The following is a 19,726-nucleotide window of genomic DNA, read 5'->3' as shown; positions in this document are numbered from 1 at the left end:
TCGAGGGCTTCCCTGGGAAAACGGCCCCGCCCGAAGGGACGAGGCCAGCCCGTCATGGTGCCATGCCGGGCTTGCCATGCCCAATCAGTGCGACTCCACCACACCCACGACACGGTCAAACCTGCAGTTGCGCAGATCCTCACGACTCAACCAGAACGTGGCCTGGCCACAATCACCAAAGACCAGGTCAATCGCCGGATCACACGCCAACTGCAGCAGGCAGACCGCGTCGCCCTCGCCTTCCACGTCGGGCACGATGCCGTGCAAGCGCGGCACGTGCCCCAGCATCTGGTGCACGCGCGCCTCGGCGCAGCGCTTGCGGCCATCAGGCAACATGCCCAGGCTTTCATCAAACGGTAGATGTTCGTCCTGCAAGTGGCGGTACATCAGTGCAGGAATGCGTGCGGCCGCAACGGGTGACCCTGCCGCGTAGGCAACCGCCGCCAGCAGTCCCTTGGTGAACGCCCGGCCCATGCCCAGGTCGGTCAGCGTCATACGCTCGAAGTCGTCGCTGATCTGTCCGATAATCCATTCACGGAATGCCTCCCGCGTTGCATCATCCGGGGCTTCATCCAGACCAATGGCGGCGGCGCGCTTCACCCACGCGCGTACGTCGGCGTAATCGATTTTCCCGCGCTTGCCTGCACGCCGTTCATTGCCGATCACCCGTGAAAGGCGGTCAATGATGATGCCTACCTGGGGAAAATCGGTCTGGTAACGCAACCATTGCACCGGAAAGGTCCACGCAGGTGACTGCGGGCGCTCCCATTCCGTGGCGGCGTCCGCGCGCGGAAACAGGCCCGTGGCCGCCACCACCGCACCCAGCCGCATTTCGTCCCGGCGCGAGGGGTAGATCTCGTAATACGGCCGATCCTCCTCACCCGGCGGCAGCTCCAGCTCATCCGGCCAGGTATCCATGTGCCGCGCCACCAAGGGCCATTGAACATGCACGCACGGCCCATCTTCCTCAGGCAGCAGCCATGCAGGATTGCGGTGCGCATGGTCCGAGGGACCTTCATCCAGAATCGGCCGCATGCCGTCCGGCAGCGCACGCACGTGCTGATCGACCGCGACCTCGGGCGCGTACAGCACACGCACGCGTTGCTGCGGTTCGTCCGTGTCCCATATCTGCTCTTCGTCGTTCATGGCGAAGAAGAACAGCATGCCTTGCGAGGGCATATCGGGATCCACGCGTGGCAGCTCGGCGCAATCGATCTGCGCCAGGAAGTGCATCGGCGCCGCTTCGCCGTAACTCTCGCCAACCGGCCAATCCATCCCATCGGGCAATTGCGGCAGACCGCCTAGACGGCTGCGAACCCTGGGGAATGCCGCCGGCGGGTAGAAACGCTGCAGCACCAGGGCCGGGGTTCGGTGCTTGGCGAAGAAGGCCTCAAGCACGGCTTCGGCATGGTGGTCGCGCTGGTCGGCGTGGTACATTGAATCTGCCTGAGCATCCATTTCAGTGACGTCCTTTTGAGTCTGGATCGAGCACCACAGGTATATCACTACCCGGCCTGCCTGTAGCGCCCGGCGATGATCCACTCACCAGCGCGCCAGATTGCTCCTTGGTTGGCGGAATGAGCCAGCAGCTGCGGGCCGTGCACCTTGCCCAAGGGCCAGGTCAGCCACCCGGCAGGCCTTTGAAGAAGCGCCGCGACATAAGCCGCATTTCCAGCATGCCGATTGCGGCATCCGTGGGTCGCCGCCCCCTTCAGCCGTGCCGGCGCAGTCGGCATCGCGATTGCCGCCACGTCTGTCGCAATCGCCAAACACTTTGCCCCGCTACTGGGGAACCGATGAAGAAGAAAGCCCACTCTTGAGAGGAGAGCGCGTAAATGAACGCTGATGATGTGAAGTCAATACCGATGATGGACCCGCTCGCGAACCAGCACACCGGTGGATCGAGTGCATCCAGACGCACCATCTACGTAGATCTTGATGGCGTAATGGCCGACTTCGACGCGGCATTTCCCGCCCTGTTTGGCCTGGACCACCGCGTGCTTGCCGATGATGAAATGTGGGGGCACATCAACAACCACCCATCATTCTTCCGCGACCTTCCGCCAATGCACGGCGCAGTAGAGTTCTTCCACAGCATCCACCACTTGAACCCGGTGATTCTCACGGCCTGCCCGAAATCGAACTATCCACTCGCTGCCATGCAGAAGCGGCAGTGGGTCCGCGAGCACCTGTCAGCAACCTGCCTGGTGTTGCCTGTGCTCGGCGGCAGGCACAAGCCTCTTTTCATGCACCAGCCAGGCGATGTTCTGATCGACGATTTCGAAGCGAACTGTGATGCCTGGACAGCGGCCGGAGGCGTGGCGATCAGGCACGCCGGCGATTGGACTGCGACGCGTCACGCGCTTTCCCAGATTGAAGATCTGTCAGGGGCAGCGCTCGCGAAGGGCTGATGCCCTCTCTTCCGACCACGTTGGCACTTCCATAGACAGGCCGAGGCGCTGGCCCCTCGGCCCAGAGCTGGCAACCTGCTGTGCAGCCCTACTTCAACCGCTCCACCAACCGCTGCCCCACCTCCAGCGCCGACGCCGGGTTCTGCCCGGTAATCAGCTCGCGGTCCACCACCACATGCCCGGTCCACGGCGCGGTGTTGCTACTGAACTTCGCACCCGCACGCTGCAGCGCCGTCTGCGGGTAGAACTTCATCTCACCGCCGCCCAGCAGCGGCTTGGCCTGCGCTTCTTCCTGGTTGCTGATCACCGTCATCTGGTAGCCGCTGTAGATCCACTTCGGCGTGGCCGGCATCGCACCGGCTTCCAGCTTTGCCACGAGACCCGCAGCATCCGGCAGCGTGGACAGCAGCGCGATCGGCCCGTGGCAGACCAGCGCGGTGGTCTTGTTGCGCTGGTGGAAGTCGGCCAGCAGCCGGCCCAGCGCCGGGCTCTTCAGCAGGTCCTGCATCGGCGCGTGGCCACCGGGAATGTAGACCGCATCGAAACGCGCGTAGCCCTGCTGCTCGACGCGCGCCAGGCTGACCACCGGCGAGGCCGTCGGCGAGGTCAGTGCCAGTTTCTCCATCAGGTTCTTGTGCAGCGTCAGCTGCGCGGCATCGTTGCCGAAGTACGCCGGCGTCACCGAGGACGCATCCACCGTGGGCGCCCGCCCCTGCGGCGTGGCGAAGGTCACCTCATGGCCCGCGTCCAGCAGCAGCTTGACCGGCTGCATCAGCTCGTTGAGATAGAAGCCGGTGGACAGTACCTTGCCGTCCTTCAGGTCCAGGTGGTTTTCGTCGGACAGCACCACCAGCACATTGGCGGCATGCGCACCGCTGGCGGCCAGGGTCAGGGCCAGCGCTGCGGCCAGCCGGGTCATCAGGTTCATGGGGAGCTCCTATCGGGGAATGGCCGCCACTTTATTCATCACCCCAGCGGCGATAAATTGGCTCCATCGCAAAACATCTGTTCCCCGGAGAGCCAAATGAGCCGCAAGTTCGACTACCTGGGCGATGTGGAGGTGTTCCTGGCGGTGGTCGAGCACGGCTCGTTCACGGCCGGCGCGGTGGCGCTGTCCACCACGCCCTCGGTGCTGAGCCGCGCGGTCACCCGCCTGGAAGCGCGGCTGGGCCGGCAGTTGCTGCAGCGGACCACCCGCCGCGTGGGCCTGACCGACGCCGGGCGGCTCTATCTGGAACAGGTGCGCACCGCCTTCGGCCTGCTGGATGACGCCGAGCGCGACGTACTGGCCCAGGACGGTGCGCTGGCCGGCCGCGTGCGCCTGAGCGTGCCCACCACCTATGGTCACTACCGGCTGCCGCCCGTGCTGGCGCGCTTTGCGCAGCAGTACCCGCAGGTGCAGGTGGAACTGAACATCACCAACCGCAACGTGGACCTGGTGGCCGAAGGCTTCGACCTGGCCATCCGCCTGGGCCAGCTGCCGGACAGCGGGCTGGTGGCGCGCAAGCTGGAAGATGCCCCACTTCTACTGGTGGCCGCGCCGGACTACCTGCAGCGCCGCGGCACGCCGCAGACGCTGGACGATCTGCAGCAGCACCTGTGCCTGCCCTTTGTGATGCCGCGTACTGGGCGGTTGGCCCCGTGGATGTTCCGCGACGACGGGCGCGACGTGGACTGGTTGCCGCGTTCGTCCATCGAGACTTCCGACGATGTGCTGGGCGTGGTGTCGCTGGCCGAACAGGGCATCGGCATCTGCCAGAGCTATGAGTTCATCGTGCGCGAGCGGTTGCAGCGTGGGCAGTTGGTGGAAGTGCTGCCGCAGCTACGTGGGCGGTCGCGGCCGTTCTCGGTGATCTATGCGCCGCACCGGCGGCAGTCGGCGGCGGCGCGGGCGATGATTGAGTTGCTGGTGGGGAATGCGGTTGAGGCTGGCGTCGGTTGAAGCCCCAAGGCTCGCTGGCGGTGTCGGGTTTGAACCGATTTTCGGGGTGTGCGGTTGATCGGGCGCCGTTGCCATTCGGTGCGGATTAAGAACCGTTGCAAAGAAGGCTATCGCGCTATTTGCTTGTGGCATGGGCGATTGCGCCACTTTGATCCGCAATTGACAGGGCGGTTGCGCGAATGCGTCTACTGGCGTCGCGTGCTGCACGAATGGTGCGTGCAACAATAGTTCTTCGCTCTCGGATTCAACGATTCCTTCGCGAATTTCTATTGGCATTCGGAGCGGCTGCGTAAACACCATGGCGCGCCACCGAAAACGGGTGGCTCGGGTCTGCAAACCCGAAGAAAGCGATGTCTGTAGTTTGCGCTTGCCCGTCGGCACCGTCCTTAACCGGTGCCGGCGGGCAATCCGTCGGCCTTTCTGGCGGGCGGTGCGTGGGGGCTTTCGGGCCCACCGGCTTATGACATCGCTTCTTCCGGTTTGCAGCCACGCATCGTCCGCCACCTCTTCACGGTGGCGCTGTTAAGCACAGCCACGGAAGCCGCGCCATGAACGAATCCGACACCTTCTCCTCGTACACCGTTGTTGAGCCCATCAACGACGACACTCCCCTGCCCGACCTGAACTCCCTGCTCGGTATCCTCAAGCGCATGCGCGGCTGCGAGGGGGCTGATGGGCACCCCTGGCCAGAAACCGATGTGTCACCCGGTCGCCGCGTGAGCCTGGCAAGGACTGAGCGCGCAATGGTGGGCGCGTTGACGGTACTGGAACTGCTGCACGCGGCAGACCGCTGCCGGGTGGCTGCGGACCCGGAGCGGCATTTGGATGAGGGGGTTGTGGATGGGCTATTTCTGGCTTGCCGGGGGTTGGTTGAGTGGGCTTGTCGGGAGGTTAGGCCGGAGTAGGTGTGGCGCTCATCTGCCCCATGCCACTATTACCGACGATATGAGGTTCACTTCATTTGCAATAGCTGTAGGAGTAGGCAAGCGTCCTAGATGCCCCCCGACTATGGCAGCTTAGACCGAGTGATCGCACCATGTGCCCGCCCCACTTTGGCTTGGACACCCATCTTCCTATTCAGAAGATTTAACCGTAAGATCGGCCTCGGGGGCAGGCATTTCCTCTCGCCTAGGCGAGGGCGGCACTAATAAGTAACAGCTTCGGCTGTTGGGCTCCGGCCTACTGATCCTTTGGGATGTTCAACGGTAACCAAGACTCCCTGCCCCCTCTTTTCTTTTTCTTGGAGAGGGTCGTGAGGGACAAAATCTGGTTCACGTACAAGGCTCGAATAAAAGCCCACGAACGATTGGAGAGAATGGATTTCCATTCGCAACTCCTTTTGGTCTGGTACGCAATTCTGAGCTCGATCCTAGCCATTCTGAGCATCAGATATCCAACTATACTTGGCGATAACACCGACATACTGGGCGCCATACTTTCAATTGGCCTGCTAGCAATCTCACTATCTGTAACGAACAGGGATTTCAGAGGCCGTGCCATGCTGATGCGAGGGAACTACTTGCATTTGCAGAAACTTTACAACGACATCCAGCCAACCGGCCCAACTCTCGCAGAGCAAGATTTATACGCCGGACTGCTCAGGGACAGCGAGAATCATACATCAATGGATGACATCTTGGCGCGGGTGTTATCCACTGGCCTGACAAGCAGAATTCCCACTAAAATTGAGTACGCAAGAGGCATCGCATCAATAATACTTAGGTACATATTGATAATCAGCCTCTATGCCACCCCTTTAATTGCAGCGTACTGCGCAATGGATACTTGCCAATGAAGGCCCCTGAGAGTTTCAGAGCCAGGTTCTCGAAGGATCACTTGATCGAGATATACGCGGAGCGTATATCAAAGTCATCAGCCATCGGAATCGACCGAGTAAAGCCTTCGACCCTAGGAGAAAGACTCGGGGATGAAATTTCGTTAATTCATTCAAAGATCATCCAAGGTAAGTACAAATTTACGGCCTATAAAGAGAAGCTCATATCAAAAGGCTACAACTCAAAGCCGCGACAAATTTCAATTCCAACCGTCCGAGACCGTATAACATTGCGCGCACTTTGCGAATGCTTGGGCGACGTCTATCCCGAAGCCAAGCTTAAATTGCCCCACATCGCAATCGAGACACTCAAGGGGAAACTATCATCCGGCGAATTTTCCGAGTTCGCGAAGATAGATCTTCAAGGATTTTATCCATCCATTCCGCACAAGCTAGTTCTTGGAAGCACTTGGAAGAGAATCAGGAAAATCGAAATTCGATCTCTAATCCGAAGTGCCATCACGACACCGACAGTGCCAGAATCAAAAACATCGAAGGGCCTAAAGCCTACCACAATAGGTGTGCCCCAAGGCCTCGCAGTTTCCAATCTACTGGCCGAGATATCAATGATTGAAGTAGATAAACACTTCAATTCGATTGAAGGAATCTGGTATTGCAGATACGTCGACGACATACTCATTCTGACGTCAAATGATCAGGCAGCGCCGACCGCCAGTGAGATCATTACTAGGCTTAAGAAAATGGGCCTCAAGGCCCATGAGCCAGGAGGAGACTCAAAAACAAAGATAGATAAACTAAGCCAAGAGTTCAGCTTTTTAGGCTACCTCATCAGCAGCAATCGAATTCGAATTCGACGCGAGAGCATACTGAGATTTGAATCTTCAATTGCGAAAATTCTTACAGCCTACAAGCACAAGGCCTCAGCAGCTCGGAGCGATGCTGAGAGATCCAGAGCCCTCGCATACTGCAAGTGGAAAATAAACCTAAGAATCACGGGATGCACCTTCAACAACAAAAGACTCGGATGGGTTTGCTATTTTTCACAGATCACAGAAACATCACAGTTGCGCGCCGTGAACTGGACAATCTCCAAGCTAATGAATCGCTTTGGGCTAAAGGATAAATTCAAACCCAAGTCCCTTATCAAGACATACTATGAGCTCAGCGGAAAGAGCCTGGAGGCTGGGAGCTACATCCCAAACTTCGACAATCTTAGCGCCACACAGAAGCGCGAGCGCCTATCAATGTGGCTTGGAGACCGCGTAGCCGCAATGTCAGACGAGAAAGTAGACCGACTCCTCACTTTAAAAATTACAAAGGCAGTGAGAGACTTGGAGTCCGACATCGTGCACGCGTACTAGAATTTCTAAAATTTCATGTAATTGATAATTAATTATCAATTACTCCTTCAGCCCCTAGACACTAAATCACGCGCAATGAAACCTTGAAACCGCAGAATCAAAGTCATCAAAATGCGCTCCATGCACAAGATAGGAAAAAACCTGACGAAGAATAGATCTTAGATGAATCGCATCACCCCAAATCGCCGGAGGGAATGGACAGTCCCCAAAGCGACTGGCCGGATGTATTGCAGATATCCTGCTCTCATAGAACTCACCAAGATATTTCTCAAAATCACCAGGTGCATCAAAGCCATAGGGTTCGTCAAAGACTCTGTGCAACCATCTAGCGGCGTCGTTCGCGGAGGGATTTAGGTTCCCTGCCTTGATTAGCTCCCTCTGGATAAGGGAGAACGAAGCATCCATCGCGATATAAATGGAGAGGACGGACTCCTCGCCAAACTCCTGATGGCACCCAAGCATGTCAGACTTTACCAGCGCCTGAATGCCGCGCATAAGGACGAGATTTCTCGGATCGATACTACGATATGAGCTTGGGAATCTGCTCATCGCTACGGATTCCGAGCTCAGCAGATCATATCTCGCACAACCAATGGATGCGGGAGTACCTGCAGCTCCGTTCGGATTCAATAGGAAATCCGAAGAATTCGAAATGCGAGATCTGATCAACTGGACGACATTAACGTCCGCCAGATCGAGTTCGTCCGGCTCCAAAACCAAATGCCGACCAATTACTGGGTACAGCCGCACCCAAGCTTCGTCAATCACCTGACAGAATAGTAATGACCCCAATATTCGGACTTGCGCGGGAGATGCCCATGCAAATTCCGAAAATGGCAATTCGTCGGCAACCGACCTCCATCCGCCGCACCTTACGACAGAAAACGCGATATCTTCATCCGCATGAAAGAAGCCGTCCTCACAGAAAAAAGTACCGAACGGATATACCCCTCCTTCCGCACGGAAGATCATCAATCGAGCCTTTTTCTGAACGCCTCCTCGAGAATTTGCGATCGCCAATGATAGTTCGTGGGGATGCTGCATCCTAAACCCCTTTCTCCTAGCCCGTGTCCGATCCGCAATCCCCGCCAGAACTTGCCCCGAAGTTCTGGATCGCCCAAGTTCTTTCCACTTTAGAACATTTTCGAAATGTATCCACGAAGCCATGTAAACAACAAGGGCGCCTCTCGGCGCCCTCGTTCTTTCAACTCATTCCCACTCGATCATCAACAGACCACGCAAGTCCGCGTGGCTAAAGGGTTTGGCTTTGATCGACAGAGGCCCTTACCGTCGCTTTTACCGTCAGAAGCGCAAGACCTTTGCTGACGCGGGCTTGCGGGGCATCAGCCTACCATCAATCAGGGCCTAGGATAGCGCAGTCGGCCGCGCTGCGAGCGCGTCGGCTTGCTCGGCAGACCTCCTCGCATCTGCCTTCTGGGCCGCGGTATGCCCTGGAGGGAATGCGTGGCAACATGACTACCCTCCTAGAGCCGGTGCCGTCGGCCAAGTCATCTCGCGCCAGTTCGACGCGACCTGCCCGCCACCGGTTCGTGGCCCTGCAGCGCTGGACATCAAACGCCTGCGAGACGCACCTCTGGCCGGAGCCAATCTTCCACGGCATTCTTACCGCGACGCTGACACCTCTTGCAACAATGGCAGGCTGGACTCGAATGATCGCAATTGGGTACACCGCGCACGAAAGGAATTGACAATGCGGACGCAACAACGGCTGCCGCTGGCTCGTGCCAGCGACATTCACGAGCTTCGGCGGCTCATCTCGCAACTGGACATCGAAGTACCCCTACGCACAGAGGGACGACGGTCCGAGCATGTGGAACGCTACGCCATCGCCCATTTGCTGCTCTCGATCCCTGCGTCACGCTTTCAGTTTCCTCTCTTAGTCGATCACGGCGACCGTCCGGACTTCCTCATCACTGATGGCCAAAAACGCATCGCCATCGAACATGTCGAAGCCATAACGACCAATGAGGCGAAGAAGTCGGCGCTTCGCGAGCAGGGCGATGACAGCCGCGGACATTTTGTTTCGCACGCCACCCCGGGCGAAGGGGAAAGATCGACCAAGCGCCTCTTGAAGGAGATCGAAGCTGACGAACCTGGCGATGGATGGGTCGGTGACAGCCCCGAGCGAGAGTGGGCCGACGCGATGGCCTACTTCGCCCTTGGCAAGGCCGGGTCGGTCACCCTTCCCGGTTATGACAGAGGTGATGAAACCTGGCTCCTGATCTACGACAACTGGCCTGTTCCTCACGTCGTCCCCGATACCGCCGCCCGATACTTCCTAACGGATTCACGGCTGCCAGCCATCTTTGCCGTGTTCGGTCGTGTCTACGTCTTGAACGGAGTCCGGATGTGGGAGTTCACTGCGGACCACTATGAACATCACCCGCTGCACTGCCCCAACGAAGATGGCAGCACTCGATAGACGCGTTCTCCCCTGCCCTGCGAACGCTAGGATGGCAGCAGGCGAATCCATCTGACCATCCGATAGCACTTATCTCATGGGATGCGTCCGCAGCGAATCACCCTGGCTCTATAGCGGCGACGACCTTGGTTCCGACAGGGTGCAATCGCCCGGCGAGGTTTCATGTACCTCGCCGGGCGAGCTCTTTGGGATTGGGCACCCCCTCCCAGGACACTTCATCGCCGCGCCCCTCGAGCAAACCCACGAATTCGATACGCCCTCACCCGAGCCGATGGGTCCGTCGGCCAGTACAGGGTAGCCGTTGATAGGGATTTCACCCGGGTCGGCTCGCCGATCAGGCGAGACTCGCTCGAAGGACCCAGGGTCTGGTGTCCTTGAAGCCGCAGGGGCCAGCGTTCCCGCTTTCCAAGGAAGAAGCGCACTCTAGCCAGGCGGTCGCGACGGCCTCACTCGGCATGTATTGTGGTTGCTGCATGAGTCGGGGGTCTCTGCCCTCTGGCTCAAGCAATTGACCAACAGGACAGACGAGCCGCCGATGCCCCAACGCCCGCCACCATCAAGTGCTTCTCCCACGCTGGGAGAGGTGCTCTCTGCACGATCACCCAATGCCGCGCCACCCGCGCATTGGAGCGAAGCCGATCGCGCCCTGTTTTCGAAGGACTATGCCCGGGCGGCTTCAGGCTATGCGGCCCGGGCCGATTCCAGTCCGACTGAGCGCGCCAAGCATGGCTTCTGTCTCGGCATGCAGGACGACGATGCCGGCGCCGAAGTGTTGTTGAGCGAGGCCAACGTCGGAACACATCCAGAGGCCCTGGCCATGCTGGCCTGGGTCTTGGGCGGCTCTTCTGGGCAGCGGATACGCGGGGGACTCGGAAATACCGACGTGGCGCAACGCGTGGCCGCACGTCGGGCGCGAGTCGAGGCGCTGCTCACCGCAGCGCTCGCGCCAGAGCGCCCCCCAATGTTTGCCTTCAACGCGTTCTTCCAAGTGATCGGTACCTACGCGGAGGCGGTGGTGCCGGAGGCTGCTCGTGCACGCGAGTTGTACCCCAATTGGGCACTGCCGCACGCGATCGTTGCGACCAAGCAGCGCCTAGCCGGAAAATTCGACCCCAAACTCCTAGGCGACCTGATTCGGACGCTTCCGGGAGCACGCCAGGAGAAGGTCTTCCATGAGGCCTATGTCCATGCGATGCACCTGGCGCAGTGGGGGGACGTAGAGCGTGTGATGGAATCGCTCGAACAGTTGGTGGGCCGCGATACGCAGATCGATGATCGCAACCGCGCCTCCCTAGCGGAGATGCGCGCAATGATGGCCTTGCATCGAGCGCGTACAGGCGAGACAGACGCCTACGAGACTGTCTTGAATCAGCTCGCTGCGTTCTTGCCTGGAGTCTCGCCGACGACCAATGGCCATGACCCTACCGTAGTTGCGAAGTTTCTCCTGCAGGTAGCGCTGGAGACGGGTCAGCAGGACCGACTTCGTGATGCCGCCGCGACGCTAGTCTCGCTTGCCTGGGACAAGCACGGTGAAAGCGGCGAGGACCTCGATTGCTGGAGTCCTTGGATTTCTGCGTCCGGTCTCGACGGCGTTTTGCGGTTCGGGCACTTCGGCTTCGACTTTGTCCGGCGCTGGCGCGAGATTGCGGCCCACCTGGACGGCCCTGTGCGCGAACACTGGCGACTGCTGATGGCCGCAGACGCGACGCTACATCTCGATCCTGAGCCCGTGCAGATTGAGTACCTGCGCGCGACTCCCGCGCATGGATTGCCATGGTGGATCAGTCGAGCTATCTACCTGGCGCATGCGGCTCACTCGAATGACCTGACCGGAGCTGGGGCAGTGCTCGCCGAACTCGCGGAAAGGGCCGCTGATGTCCCGCCAGCTGAAGACGATCAATACACCACGCCCTTGGAATCGCTCTACATCGATATCGAAAGTCTAGAAGACCCGATAGCCCTTTTTAACGGAGCACTGGACTGGCTGCATGCGACACCAGGCGCAACAGGCCAGATGCTCTTGGAAAAATGGGGGGCGGACCTAGCGGAAATTGACGGCGGTAAGACTGTCCTAGCAAGCATCGCCACAGTCTCGCTGTCGCGTGCCAATTCATCCATCGCACGTCAGATGAAGGACCTTGCCGAAGTTCCGGATACGCCCGAGGAAAAGCTGGCAGCAGTACTGGCAGGCTATCCACAGCCGGAATCGACTCGCATTCGTCCTGAGGAGCTGACTCTGCTTGAAGCGGCGACCCTGATCGCCCTATTGCGCGCGAGTCCACTCGATCACGTCCGCTGGACGCTGGCGCCTCTGGCTGAATCTGGTCAGAGGTTCGAACCGACCAACAAGTTCATTGGTACATTATTTGGTTTGATGAAGAAAGGGGTACTCGCCGCGGACGCATCGACGCCTGCTGGCGTCATGGGTTTCGACGAGAGCGGTCGCCTGACCGCATATCTGACACGCGTGGTGTGGCGCATCTCCCCGAACACTCTCGCATTGCAGCGTGGTATCCGCGACCTGCCTCAAGCGCAGTGGCCAGAAGCATGGCGCGACCACGCTGCCGCCCTCGCTCGTGATCTCGGTGTCGAGGAGATGGTGACATACCTTGAACATGTCCTCACTGACCGCGACTTGCCGTCCCCGAACATGGACGATGCTCGCAGTCTGTTCCGCATGCAACTGGAGCATCTATCCCTTGCACAGTGCTATTACTTGGCGCACAAGACGATGCGGGAAGCACTGGACTATCAAGCGCGCTATCGGCCTGGACGTGCACAGCTGGAAACCCGAATAATCAATCTGTTGCGGGGCAATGGCGAACGTGCAATCGCGCTCCGCTGGGGCACGCGCTACGACCGCATTCGCGAGCTGCCCTCGTCACTACTGTCGGAAGCCCTACACGATGTCCTCACCCGTTGGGGACTTGCTGCCTTCAACGAGCCGGTGATGACACTAGCGCTTGGTAATACCGAGATCCCTCCGATACGCCACTGACCGAATCTTGCATTCGACCCAAGCGACATATCGCTGGTCCTTCGCCGCGCTATCGGAATACGCGCTCTGGGAGCTCCGCCGTAGGCGGGGGGCTATCGAGCCGCTTGCCTCTTTGCACTGCAAAGTCGCGTCACTGGCGCTCCGCTAGACACCGGATCGTCAATCGCGGAGGAGGAACACAGGCGTGCCTCGTTCACGGATACCTCCAGCTCTATCGATCACTAGACCCACACACTATTCTGAGCCGTACGCTTGCCCAGGCGTCGCCCATACTTCAGTTGATAGAGCCCCCACAAAGCCCCCTGATAAACAAGGTCGGCAAGGAGACGATGCATCTTAACGACGTCAAAGTGGCACCATTCCCGGCTTTCCCACCTTCTTCTGGCTGTTGCCTGGCAATGAACTTCTCGCGACCCTACGCATCGACAGCCCGGTCACCGCACAGGGCCCCTTCCAGGCCTACTGCGAACAGTTCCTGACCACGCAGTCCACACAGGCGGTGCAACTGCCGCCCGATCCCGCAGATCCTGACGCAATTACCGTCTTTGGATATCGCAAGGTCAAAACGGACGAGCCAAGCTCTCAGTTCCATCCCCGTTTCAGAACCGCTCTCTACAGCAAACCGGGTATCAACGATATCATCGTCAAGCGCTACGATGATATTCGAAAGGTTCATCGGCGGACCACGATCGAGTTCAAGACGGTCGAGCAGCGCAGCGTTTGGCAAAAGGGACTTGGCCTCATGGGGATGGGTGCCCCCAAGCAGGCGCCGCGAACGGCAAAGGTCAATTCCAGTTTGAGCATGCGGCTGACAAAGAAGGAGGTTCAGGAGCTCGTCGATAATTGGGGACAGCGAGCCCAAGACCTGGATTGGGACGACTACGGTTTCCAGTTCAAAGGCGAGAGCCGAGTGGCTGGCTCAGCGGGGCGACGGCGCGCGGCGAGGTCCGCCTGGACGGCATCCGTAACCAGGATGGATCCATCAACACGAAGACGCTCTTGGAGAAGCTCATGAGGCGGCGCACAGCTCTACTGAAAGAACGCCTCGAATGAGAATCATCCTGTGCGGGGCAGCTGTTGGACTGACCGCCCTGCTGCCGGGCGGCGCGATGTGGTACGGCCGATGGATTCCGTTTGCCCAGCAATGGCCGCTCTTTGAGGCACTGCGAACGACCGCGGCCATCATCTTCGCGGTCGTTGGCGCCTGGCTAGCCATTGTTTACCCAGACCGCTTGCGGCTTTCGTTGGGAGAAAGCAAGAAGGCTGGCGAAGATAGCGGTGAACGCTTTCGCAAGCTGTTCACCCCGCTCGCCCACTCGACAATGATCCTCGGCATAGTTCTCGTCGCCGGCATCATCGTGCCCATGGCCCGGCAGGTCCCACTGGTGCTGAGGCATGTGGAGGCATCAAGAACGATCTCTTTCGTCATTCTGGTCGCCCTGACGCTATGGCAGGTGTGGACGGTGATCTTGACGCTGGTGCCTACGGACATGATCAAGTCCCAGGCGGACCGCGACTTCGCGCAGACCACCTCCATGTCAGCTTTGCGAGGATTGGCCAGTACCGAAACGCCTATCGACACAGACGACGACACAGACCCCTCTCCCTCGTTCGGAAAGGACTCCGATCACCCTGCCTGATCACTGCCGCGCCGCGGACGCCGGTCGTCGATTCCACTGCCCAAGGCCTTTCTAACTCCCGACAAGAATCGTCAGGAATGGACCAGGCCGGATCATCCTGGCGGCCTCAACAAATCGACGAACAAGACCTGCATTCCGCCGTTGTACCCATCATCCGAGTCCGACTCGCTCATCTCGGGAGGCTCGCCTCCATCGTTGTTTTGCTCGGACGCGAGCATCTCTTCCGGCCATGACGACGTCTCCAGGCCATCGAACATTCGCAGTGATTCTCGAGCCTCTTGTTCTGAAAGGCCCGCGATCGCCCATTGGCCGCTGAACGAGGACTGAGCCCCAGAGAGCCATCCCACGGGCCTGTAGTCCGGGAACCCGAACCCGGAGTCCAACCAGCGCACGCTCGATGCCTCTTGGGCCATCAACTGACTGAACTGAAGAACAGAGCCGGAGGGGTTGCCTGACGACTTAGCGTGACCCGAAACCCCTCCTACGGAACGCGTCATCAGCGCGGTATACAAGCGGTGCCATTGAGGGTAGACCGACGGATCCAGCGGTGCGCCTGGGGCAAAGGTGCGGCACGCGCTTGCATGGCCTGGATGGCGCCAGGCCACCTGTTGCCCAGAGATGATGCCAAGCAGGCAGGCCGTGTAGGACGCCAGCAACGGACTGGCGCCGCCCCCAGCCCTCAACCACTGTTCTGCCCAACTTCCCGCTGGAGCAGACGGCGTTCCCAACCATCGAGCCGACACCGGGCTGAAATGATTGCGAGCGGCCGAGCTTGCATCCTTCACGTCGCTATCGAAATCCAAAAACGTCCAGGGCACCACGCCCGGACATGGCCAAGGCGACACGCCGGCAGGCGTCTTCCCAATCGCAAACTCGTTCGCCAGCGCAATATTGCTAGCAATGAGCCGACGGGTTTTCCCATCGCCTTCCAGCAATGAAAAGTCAGGCATGCGATGCAGCAGGTCCAGTTCATGGAGACTGCTGCTGCCGACGTATGAATCGAGGAGATGCATCGTCCGCTTTGCCTGCAGAAGCCACATCCATTGCGCGACCTTTCCCCCCATGGGCTGTCGCACTACCACCGCAAGGTCGGCGAGCTCACGACGGCTCACCAAATGTCCAGCCGAATCTTTCCACGTCACCCAAGCATTCTTGTCCAACCAGATGGACATAAGGCGAACGGGAATCCCCGTGGAAATCGTCAGATCAGCGGCAAGGCTACTCAATGCCCGCCCCTGGTGCAGGCCGCGGACAAAGTCCAGCTCCCAGTTTTTGTAGCGACGCCCCTTCTCCCGCGCAACCTTGCGCCCCATTCGCCAAATTTCCCTGTCCACGGCTCTGCCACTCCTTATATTGGCTCACTGCCGCCATGCTCCGCTCCTGATAGGCGTGGCGGACGACTGCATGACTATAGATGACCAGAGCCAAAATTGATCATCAGGGCACATTTCCAGTAGGCGATGTCCGGACGGTCACTACAACGGCGCGGGGGCGCAGGCGAACCTTCAAGTCACTGTCAGATCCACGCCGCCTGAGATCACACGCACGGAAAGCTACTCCGGCACTGCCTACCTGCAGGGCCCGCATGACCGCTGTTGGCATCCCCATAGAAAAGCTCGCCCGGCAGGCCCTCCCACAGGGCTCTACCGGGCCAAAGGGCGACCCTGGAGATCAACAGGGCCAGCACCTGACGGCAGGATACAGACGCCCAAGGTCAACTGGAGTCAAACAGGCATCACATCCTGCGATAAGTGCCATCGCCCGTGCACCAACCCGTCGGATAGAGCTCCGCCCCCGCACCGCAGGTTGACTCCCCGGTAAAAAGCCATCAAGGACCGCATCCATGTCGGCCCTGACAGCGCGAGCGGACTTCACGCAGGATTGCGCCTTGTCCATCGGACTTATCAGAGGGTCAAATCCCAACTGCGTTGGCACCTACATATGAGAAAAAGGGCGCCTCTCGGCGCCCTCGTTCGTTCAACTCATTCCCACTCAATAGTCGCCGGCGGCTTCCCCGAGATGTCATAAACCACCCTCGACACCCCCCGCAACTCATTGATGATCCGGTTGCTCACCGTACCCAGGAACTCATACGGCAGATGCGCCCAATGCGCCGTCATGAAGTCAATCGTCTCCACCGCACGCAGCGCAATCACCCACTCATAAGCCCGTGCATCACCCACCACGCCCACCGACTTCACCGGCAGGAACACGGCAAACGCCTGGCTGGTCTTGTCGTACAAGTCCGCCTTGCGCAGCTCATCAATGAAGATGGCATCGGCCTTGGCCAGCAGTTCGGCGTACTCGCGCTTCACTTCGCCCAGGATACGCACGCCCAGGCCCGGGCCCGGGAACGGATGGCGGTAGACCATGGTGCGCGGCAGGCCCAGCTCAACGCCCAGGCGGCGCACTTCGTCCTTGAACAGCTCGCGCAGCGGCTCCACCAGGCCCAGCTTCATGTGCTCCGGCAGGCCGCCCACGTTGTGGTGGCTCTTGATCACATGCGCCTTGCCGGTCTTGCTGCCGGCCGACTCGATCACGTCCGGGTAGATGGTGCCCTGCGCCAGCCATTTGGCGTTCTTCAGCTTGTTCGATTCTTCGTCGAAGATCTCAACGAACAGGTTGCCGATGATCTTGCGCTTGGCTTCCGGGTCGCTCACGCCTTCCAGCGCGGCGAAGTAGCGGTCGGCGGCATTCACGCGCACCACCTTTACGCCCATGTGCTCGGCGAACATCGCCATCACCTGGTCGCCTTCCTGCCAGCGCAGCAGGCCGGTATCCACGAACACGCAGGTCAGCTTCTCGCCGATGGCCTTGTGCAGCAGCGCGGCCACCACGGACGAATCGACGCCGCCGGACAGGCCCAGGATCACTTCGTCATCGCCCACCTGTTCGCGCACGCGGGCGATCTGGTCGTCGATGATGTTGGCGGCGGTCCACAGGGTCTGGCAGCCGCACACATCCACCACGAAGCGGCGCAGCAGCGCCTGGCCCTGCAGGGTGTGGGTCACTTCCGGGTGGAACTGCACGCCGTACCAGCGCTTTTCCTCGTTTGCCATGGCGGCCACCGGAATGCGGTCGGTGGTGGCGGTGATGGTGAAGCCCGGCGGTGCAACGGAGACATGGTCGCCGTGGCTCATCCAGACATTCAGCTTCGGCTCGCCGCCGTGGTCGCTCAGGCCCTTGAACAGTGCATCGGGGTTGATCACGTTCACTTCGGCGTGGCCGAACTCGCGCTGGTCAGCGGCTTCGGTGGCACCGCCCAGCTGCGCGGCCAGGGTCTGCATGCCGTAGCAGATGCCGAAGATCGGCAGGCCGCTGTCGAACACTTCCTGCGGCGCGGCCGGGGCACCCGGCAGCGTGGTCGATTCCGGGCCGCCGGACAGGATGATGCCCTTGGCGCCAAACGCCGCGATCTCGGCCGGGTTGTGGTCCCACGCCCAGATTTCGCAGTAGACGCCCAGCTCGCGGATGCGGCGGGCGATCAGCTGCGTGTACTGCGCGCCGAAATCGAGGATGAGGATCTTGTCGTTATGGATGTTGGTCATGGCGCCCCGGCAATGCAGTAGGGAAAACGAAATCAGATTTACGGCGGCAGATGGAGAAAGAGGAACGGGAAGTGCTTCCCCGTTCCTCTTTGCTCGGCCCGCGTCAGGCGCGGTAGTTCGGCGGCTCTTTGGTGATGGTCACGTCGTGGACGTGGCTCTCACGCTGGCCGGCGCCGCTGATCTTCACGAACTTGGGCTTGCTGCGCATCTCGTCGATGGTGGCGCAGCCCACGTAGCCCATGGTGGCGCGCAGGCCGCCCATCAGCTGGTGGATGATGCCGCCCACCGGGCCGCGGTACGGCACGCGGCCTTCGATGCCTTCCGGCACCAGCTTGTCGGCGGTGGCGGCGTCCTGGAAGTAGCGGTCCTTCGACCCCTTCTCCATGGCAGCCAGCGAACCCATGCCGCGGTAGCTCTTGTACGAACGGCCCTGGTACAGCTCGGTCTCGCCCGGCGATTCCTCGGTACCGGCCAGCAGGCCGCCGACCATGATGGTCGAGGCACCGGCGGCCAGCGCCTTGCCGATGTCGCCCGAGTAGCGGATGCCACCGTCGGCGATCAGCGGGATGCGGTCCTGCAGCGCTTCGGCCACCAGGTCAATGGCGGTGACCTGCGGCACGCCGACGCCGGCGACGACGCGGGTGGTGCAGATCGAGCCCGGGCCGATGCCGACCTTCACTGCGTCCGCGCCGCTGTCCAGCAGCGCCAGTGCGGCTTCGCCGGTGCAGATGTTGCCACCGATGACCTGCACGTTCGGGAAGTTCTTCTTGACCCAGCTGACGCGGTCCAGCACGCCCTGCGAGTGGCCGTGCGCGGTATCAACCACGATCACGTCCACGCCGGCGGCGACCAGCGCTTCCACGCGGCGATCGGTATCGCCACCCACGCCGACGGCAGCGCCGACCAGCAGGCGGGTCGACAGATCCTTGGCAGCGTTCGGGAAGTCCGTGTTCTTCTGGATGTCCTTGACGGTGATCAGGCCACGCAGTTCGAACGAGTCATTGACCACCAGCACCTTCTCGATGCGGTTGCGGTGCAGCAGCTGCAGCACTTCGTCAGACGCGGCGCCTTCCTTGACCGTGATCAGGCGATCCTTCTTGGTCATGATGTGGCGGACCGGATCGTCCAGCTCGGTCTCGAAGCGCATGTCGCGGTGGGTCACGATGCCAGCCAGCTGGCCGTCGCTGCCCACCACCGGCACACCGGAGATGTTGTGCGCCTGGGTCAGGGCCAGCACGTCGCGGATGGTGGTTTCCGGGCCGACGGTGATCGGGTCGCGGATGACACCGGCCTCGAACTTCTTGACCTTGGCCACTTCCGCGGCCTGCTGTTCCAGGCTGAGATTCTTGTGGATGATGCCCATGCCGCCGAGCTGGGCCATGGCGATGGCCAGGCGGGCTTCGGTGACGGTATCCATGGCTGCGGACAGGATCGGAAGCTTCAGCTTCAGGTCTCGGGTCAACCGCGTTTCGAGGTTGACGTCCTTGGGCAGGATGGTCGAGTGGGCGGGGACGAGCGAGACGTCGTCGTAAGTGAGTGCTTCAGCCTGGATGCGCAGCATCGGCATACCCGAGATGTGGGGAAGCGC

The 19,726-nt window shown here is 60.3% G+C and carries 15 protein-coding genes; 9 read left to right on the top strand and 6 right to left on the bottom strand.

The features are described from left to right. Positions 1–84: 84 nt before the first annotated feature. Complete coding sequence (locus ACSDHM_RS07380; RefSeq protein ID WP_180884447.1) at positions 85–1,437, bottom strand: DUF1963 domain-containing protein; 1,353 nt, start codon at positions 1,435–1,437, stop codon at positions 85–87. A 398-nt stretch (positions 1,438–1,835) separates the two neighbouring features. Here ACSDHM_RS07380 and ACSDHM_RS07375 point away from each other — a divergent pair, with 398 nt between their 5' ends. Continuing rightward, positions 1,836–2,411 (top strand): 5' nucleotidase, NT5C type, encoded by a 576-nt coding sequence (locus ACSDHM_RS07375; RefSeq protein ID WP_439426823.1) that lies wholly within the window; start codon positions 1,836–1,838, stop codon positions 2,409–2,411. An 88-nt stretch (positions 2,412–2,499) separates the two neighbouring features. Here ACSDHM_RS07375 and ACSDHM_RS07370 read toward each other — a convergent pair whose 3' ends face one another. Next, positions 2,500–3,339, bottom strand: a complete 840-nt coding sequence (locus ACSDHM_RS07370) for a type 1 glutamine amidotransferase domain-containing protein (protein ID WP_439426822.1) — start codon at positions 3,337–3,339, stop codon at positions 2,500–2,502. A 96-nt stretch (positions 3,340–3,435) separates the two neighbouring features. Here ACSDHM_RS07370 and ACSDHM_RS07365 point away from each other — a divergent pair, with 96 nt between their 5' ends. From ACSDHM_RS07365 to ACSDHM_RS07350, 4 genes are all read left to right on the top strand, one after another. Next, positions 3,436–4,353, top strand: coding sequence for a LysR family transcriptional regulator (locus ACSDHM_RS07365; protein ID WP_439426821.1), 918 nt, complete (start codon positions 3,436–3,438; stop codon positions 4,351–4,353). A gap of 548 nt (positions 4,354–4,901) precedes the next feature. Beyond that, the gene (locus ACSDHM_RS07360) at positions 4,902–5,258 is read left to right on the top strand and encodes a hypothetical protein (protein ID WP_119007842.1); all 357 of its coding nucleotides are present in this window, start codon (positions 4,902–4,904) and stop codon (positions 5,256–5,258) included. Between the two features lie 290 nt (positions 5,259–5,548). After that, a complete protein-coding gene (locus tag ACSDHM_RS07355; protein WP_439426820.1) occupies positions 5,549–6,148 on the top strand; it encodes an SLATT domain-containing protein in 600 nt (199 codons plus the stop codon). Then, the gene (locus ACSDHM_RS07350) at positions 6,145–7,509 is read left to right on the top strand and encodes a reverse transcriptase domain-containing protein (RefSeq protein WP_439426819.1); all 1,365 of its coding nucleotides are present in this window, start codon (positions 6,145–6,147) and stop codon (positions 7,507–7,509) included. The genes ACSDHM_RS07355 and ACSDHM_RS07350 overlap by 4 nt, the downstream gene beginning before the upstream one ends. Positions 7,510–7,575: 66 nt before the next feature. On the opposite strand, the gene ACSDHM_RS07345 is transcribed toward ACSDHM_RS07350, so the two are convergent. Beyond that, on the bottom strand, positions 7,576–8,481 hold the full coding sequence (locus tag ACSDHM_RS07345) for a hypothetical protein (protein WP_439426818.1): 906 nt from the start codon (positions 8,479–8,481) through the stop codon (positions 7,576–7,578). A gap of 739 nt (positions 8,482–9,220) precedes the next feature. Here ACSDHM_RS07345 and ACSDHM_RS07340 point away from each other — a divergent pair. The 4 genes from ACSDHM_RS07340 to ACSDHM_RS07325 all read left to right on the top strand — a co-directional run bounded on the left by ACSDHM_RS07340 (position 9,221) and on the right by ACSDHM_RS07325 (position 14,590). Next, positions 9,221–9,952, top strand: a complete 732-nt coding sequence (locus ACSDHM_RS07340; RefSeq protein WP_439426817.1) for a hypothetical protein — start codon at positions 9,221–9,223, stop codon at positions 9,950–9,952. 535 nt (positions 9,953–10,487) lie between these two features. Next, entirely contained in the window at positions 10,488–12,950 is a 2,463-nt protein-coding gene (locus ACSDHM_RS07335) for a hypothetical protein (RefSeq protein ID WP_439426816.1), read from the top strand. Between the two features lie 388 nt (positions 12,951–13,338). After that, positions 13,339–13,965, top strand: a complete 627-nt coding sequence (locus ACSDHM_RS07330) for a hypothetical protein (RefSeq protein WP_439426815.1) — start codon at positions 13,339–13,341, stop codon at positions 13,963–13,965. A gap of 34 nt (positions 13,966–13,999) precedes the next feature. Continuing rightward, positions 14,000–14,590, top strand: a complete 591-nt coding sequence (locus ACSDHM_RS07325; protein ID WP_439426814.1) for a hypothetical protein — start codon at positions 14,000–14,002, stop codon at positions 14,588–14,590. A gap of 92 nt (positions 14,591–14,682) precedes the next feature. Here the strand turns inward: ACSDHM_RS07325 and ACSDHM_RS07320 are convergent, their stop codons facing one another. The 3 genes from ACSDHM_RS07320 to guaB form a co-directional block, all read right to left on the bottom strand. Beyond that, positions 14,683–15,903 carry a hypothetical protein gene (locus ACSDHM_RS07320; protein WP_439426813.1) on the bottom strand — a complete coding sequence of 407 codons (1,221 nt, stop codon included), beginning with the start codon at positions 15,901–15,903 and terminating at the stop codon, positions 14,683–14,685. A gap of 669 nt (positions 15,904–16,572) precedes the next feature. Next, complete coding sequence (gene guaA, locus ACSDHM_RS07315) at positions 16,573–18,138, bottom strand: glutamine-hydrolyzing GMP synthase (protein WP_005413109.1); 1,566 nt, start codon at positions 18,136–18,138, stop codon at positions 16,573–16,575. A gap of 103 nt (positions 18,139–18,241) precedes the next feature. Continuing rightward, positions 18,242–19,699, bottom strand: coding sequence for an IMP dehydrogenase (guaB, locus tag ACSDHM_RS07310; RefSeq protein WP_032958143.1), 1,458 nt, complete (start codon positions 19,697–19,699; stop codon positions 18,242–18,244). Positions 19,700–19,726 lie beyond the last annotated feature (27 nt).

Source organism: Stenotrophomonas sp. T8, assembly GCF_051853085.1.
Classification (GTDB): Bacteria; Pseudomonadota; Gammaproteobacteria; order Xanthomonadales; family Xanthomonadaceae; genus Stenotrophomonas; species Stenotrophomonas sepilia.
The sequence above is the reverse complement of the archived record's forward strand: the minus strand, read 5'-3'. Positions and strand labels throughout refer to the sequence as shown.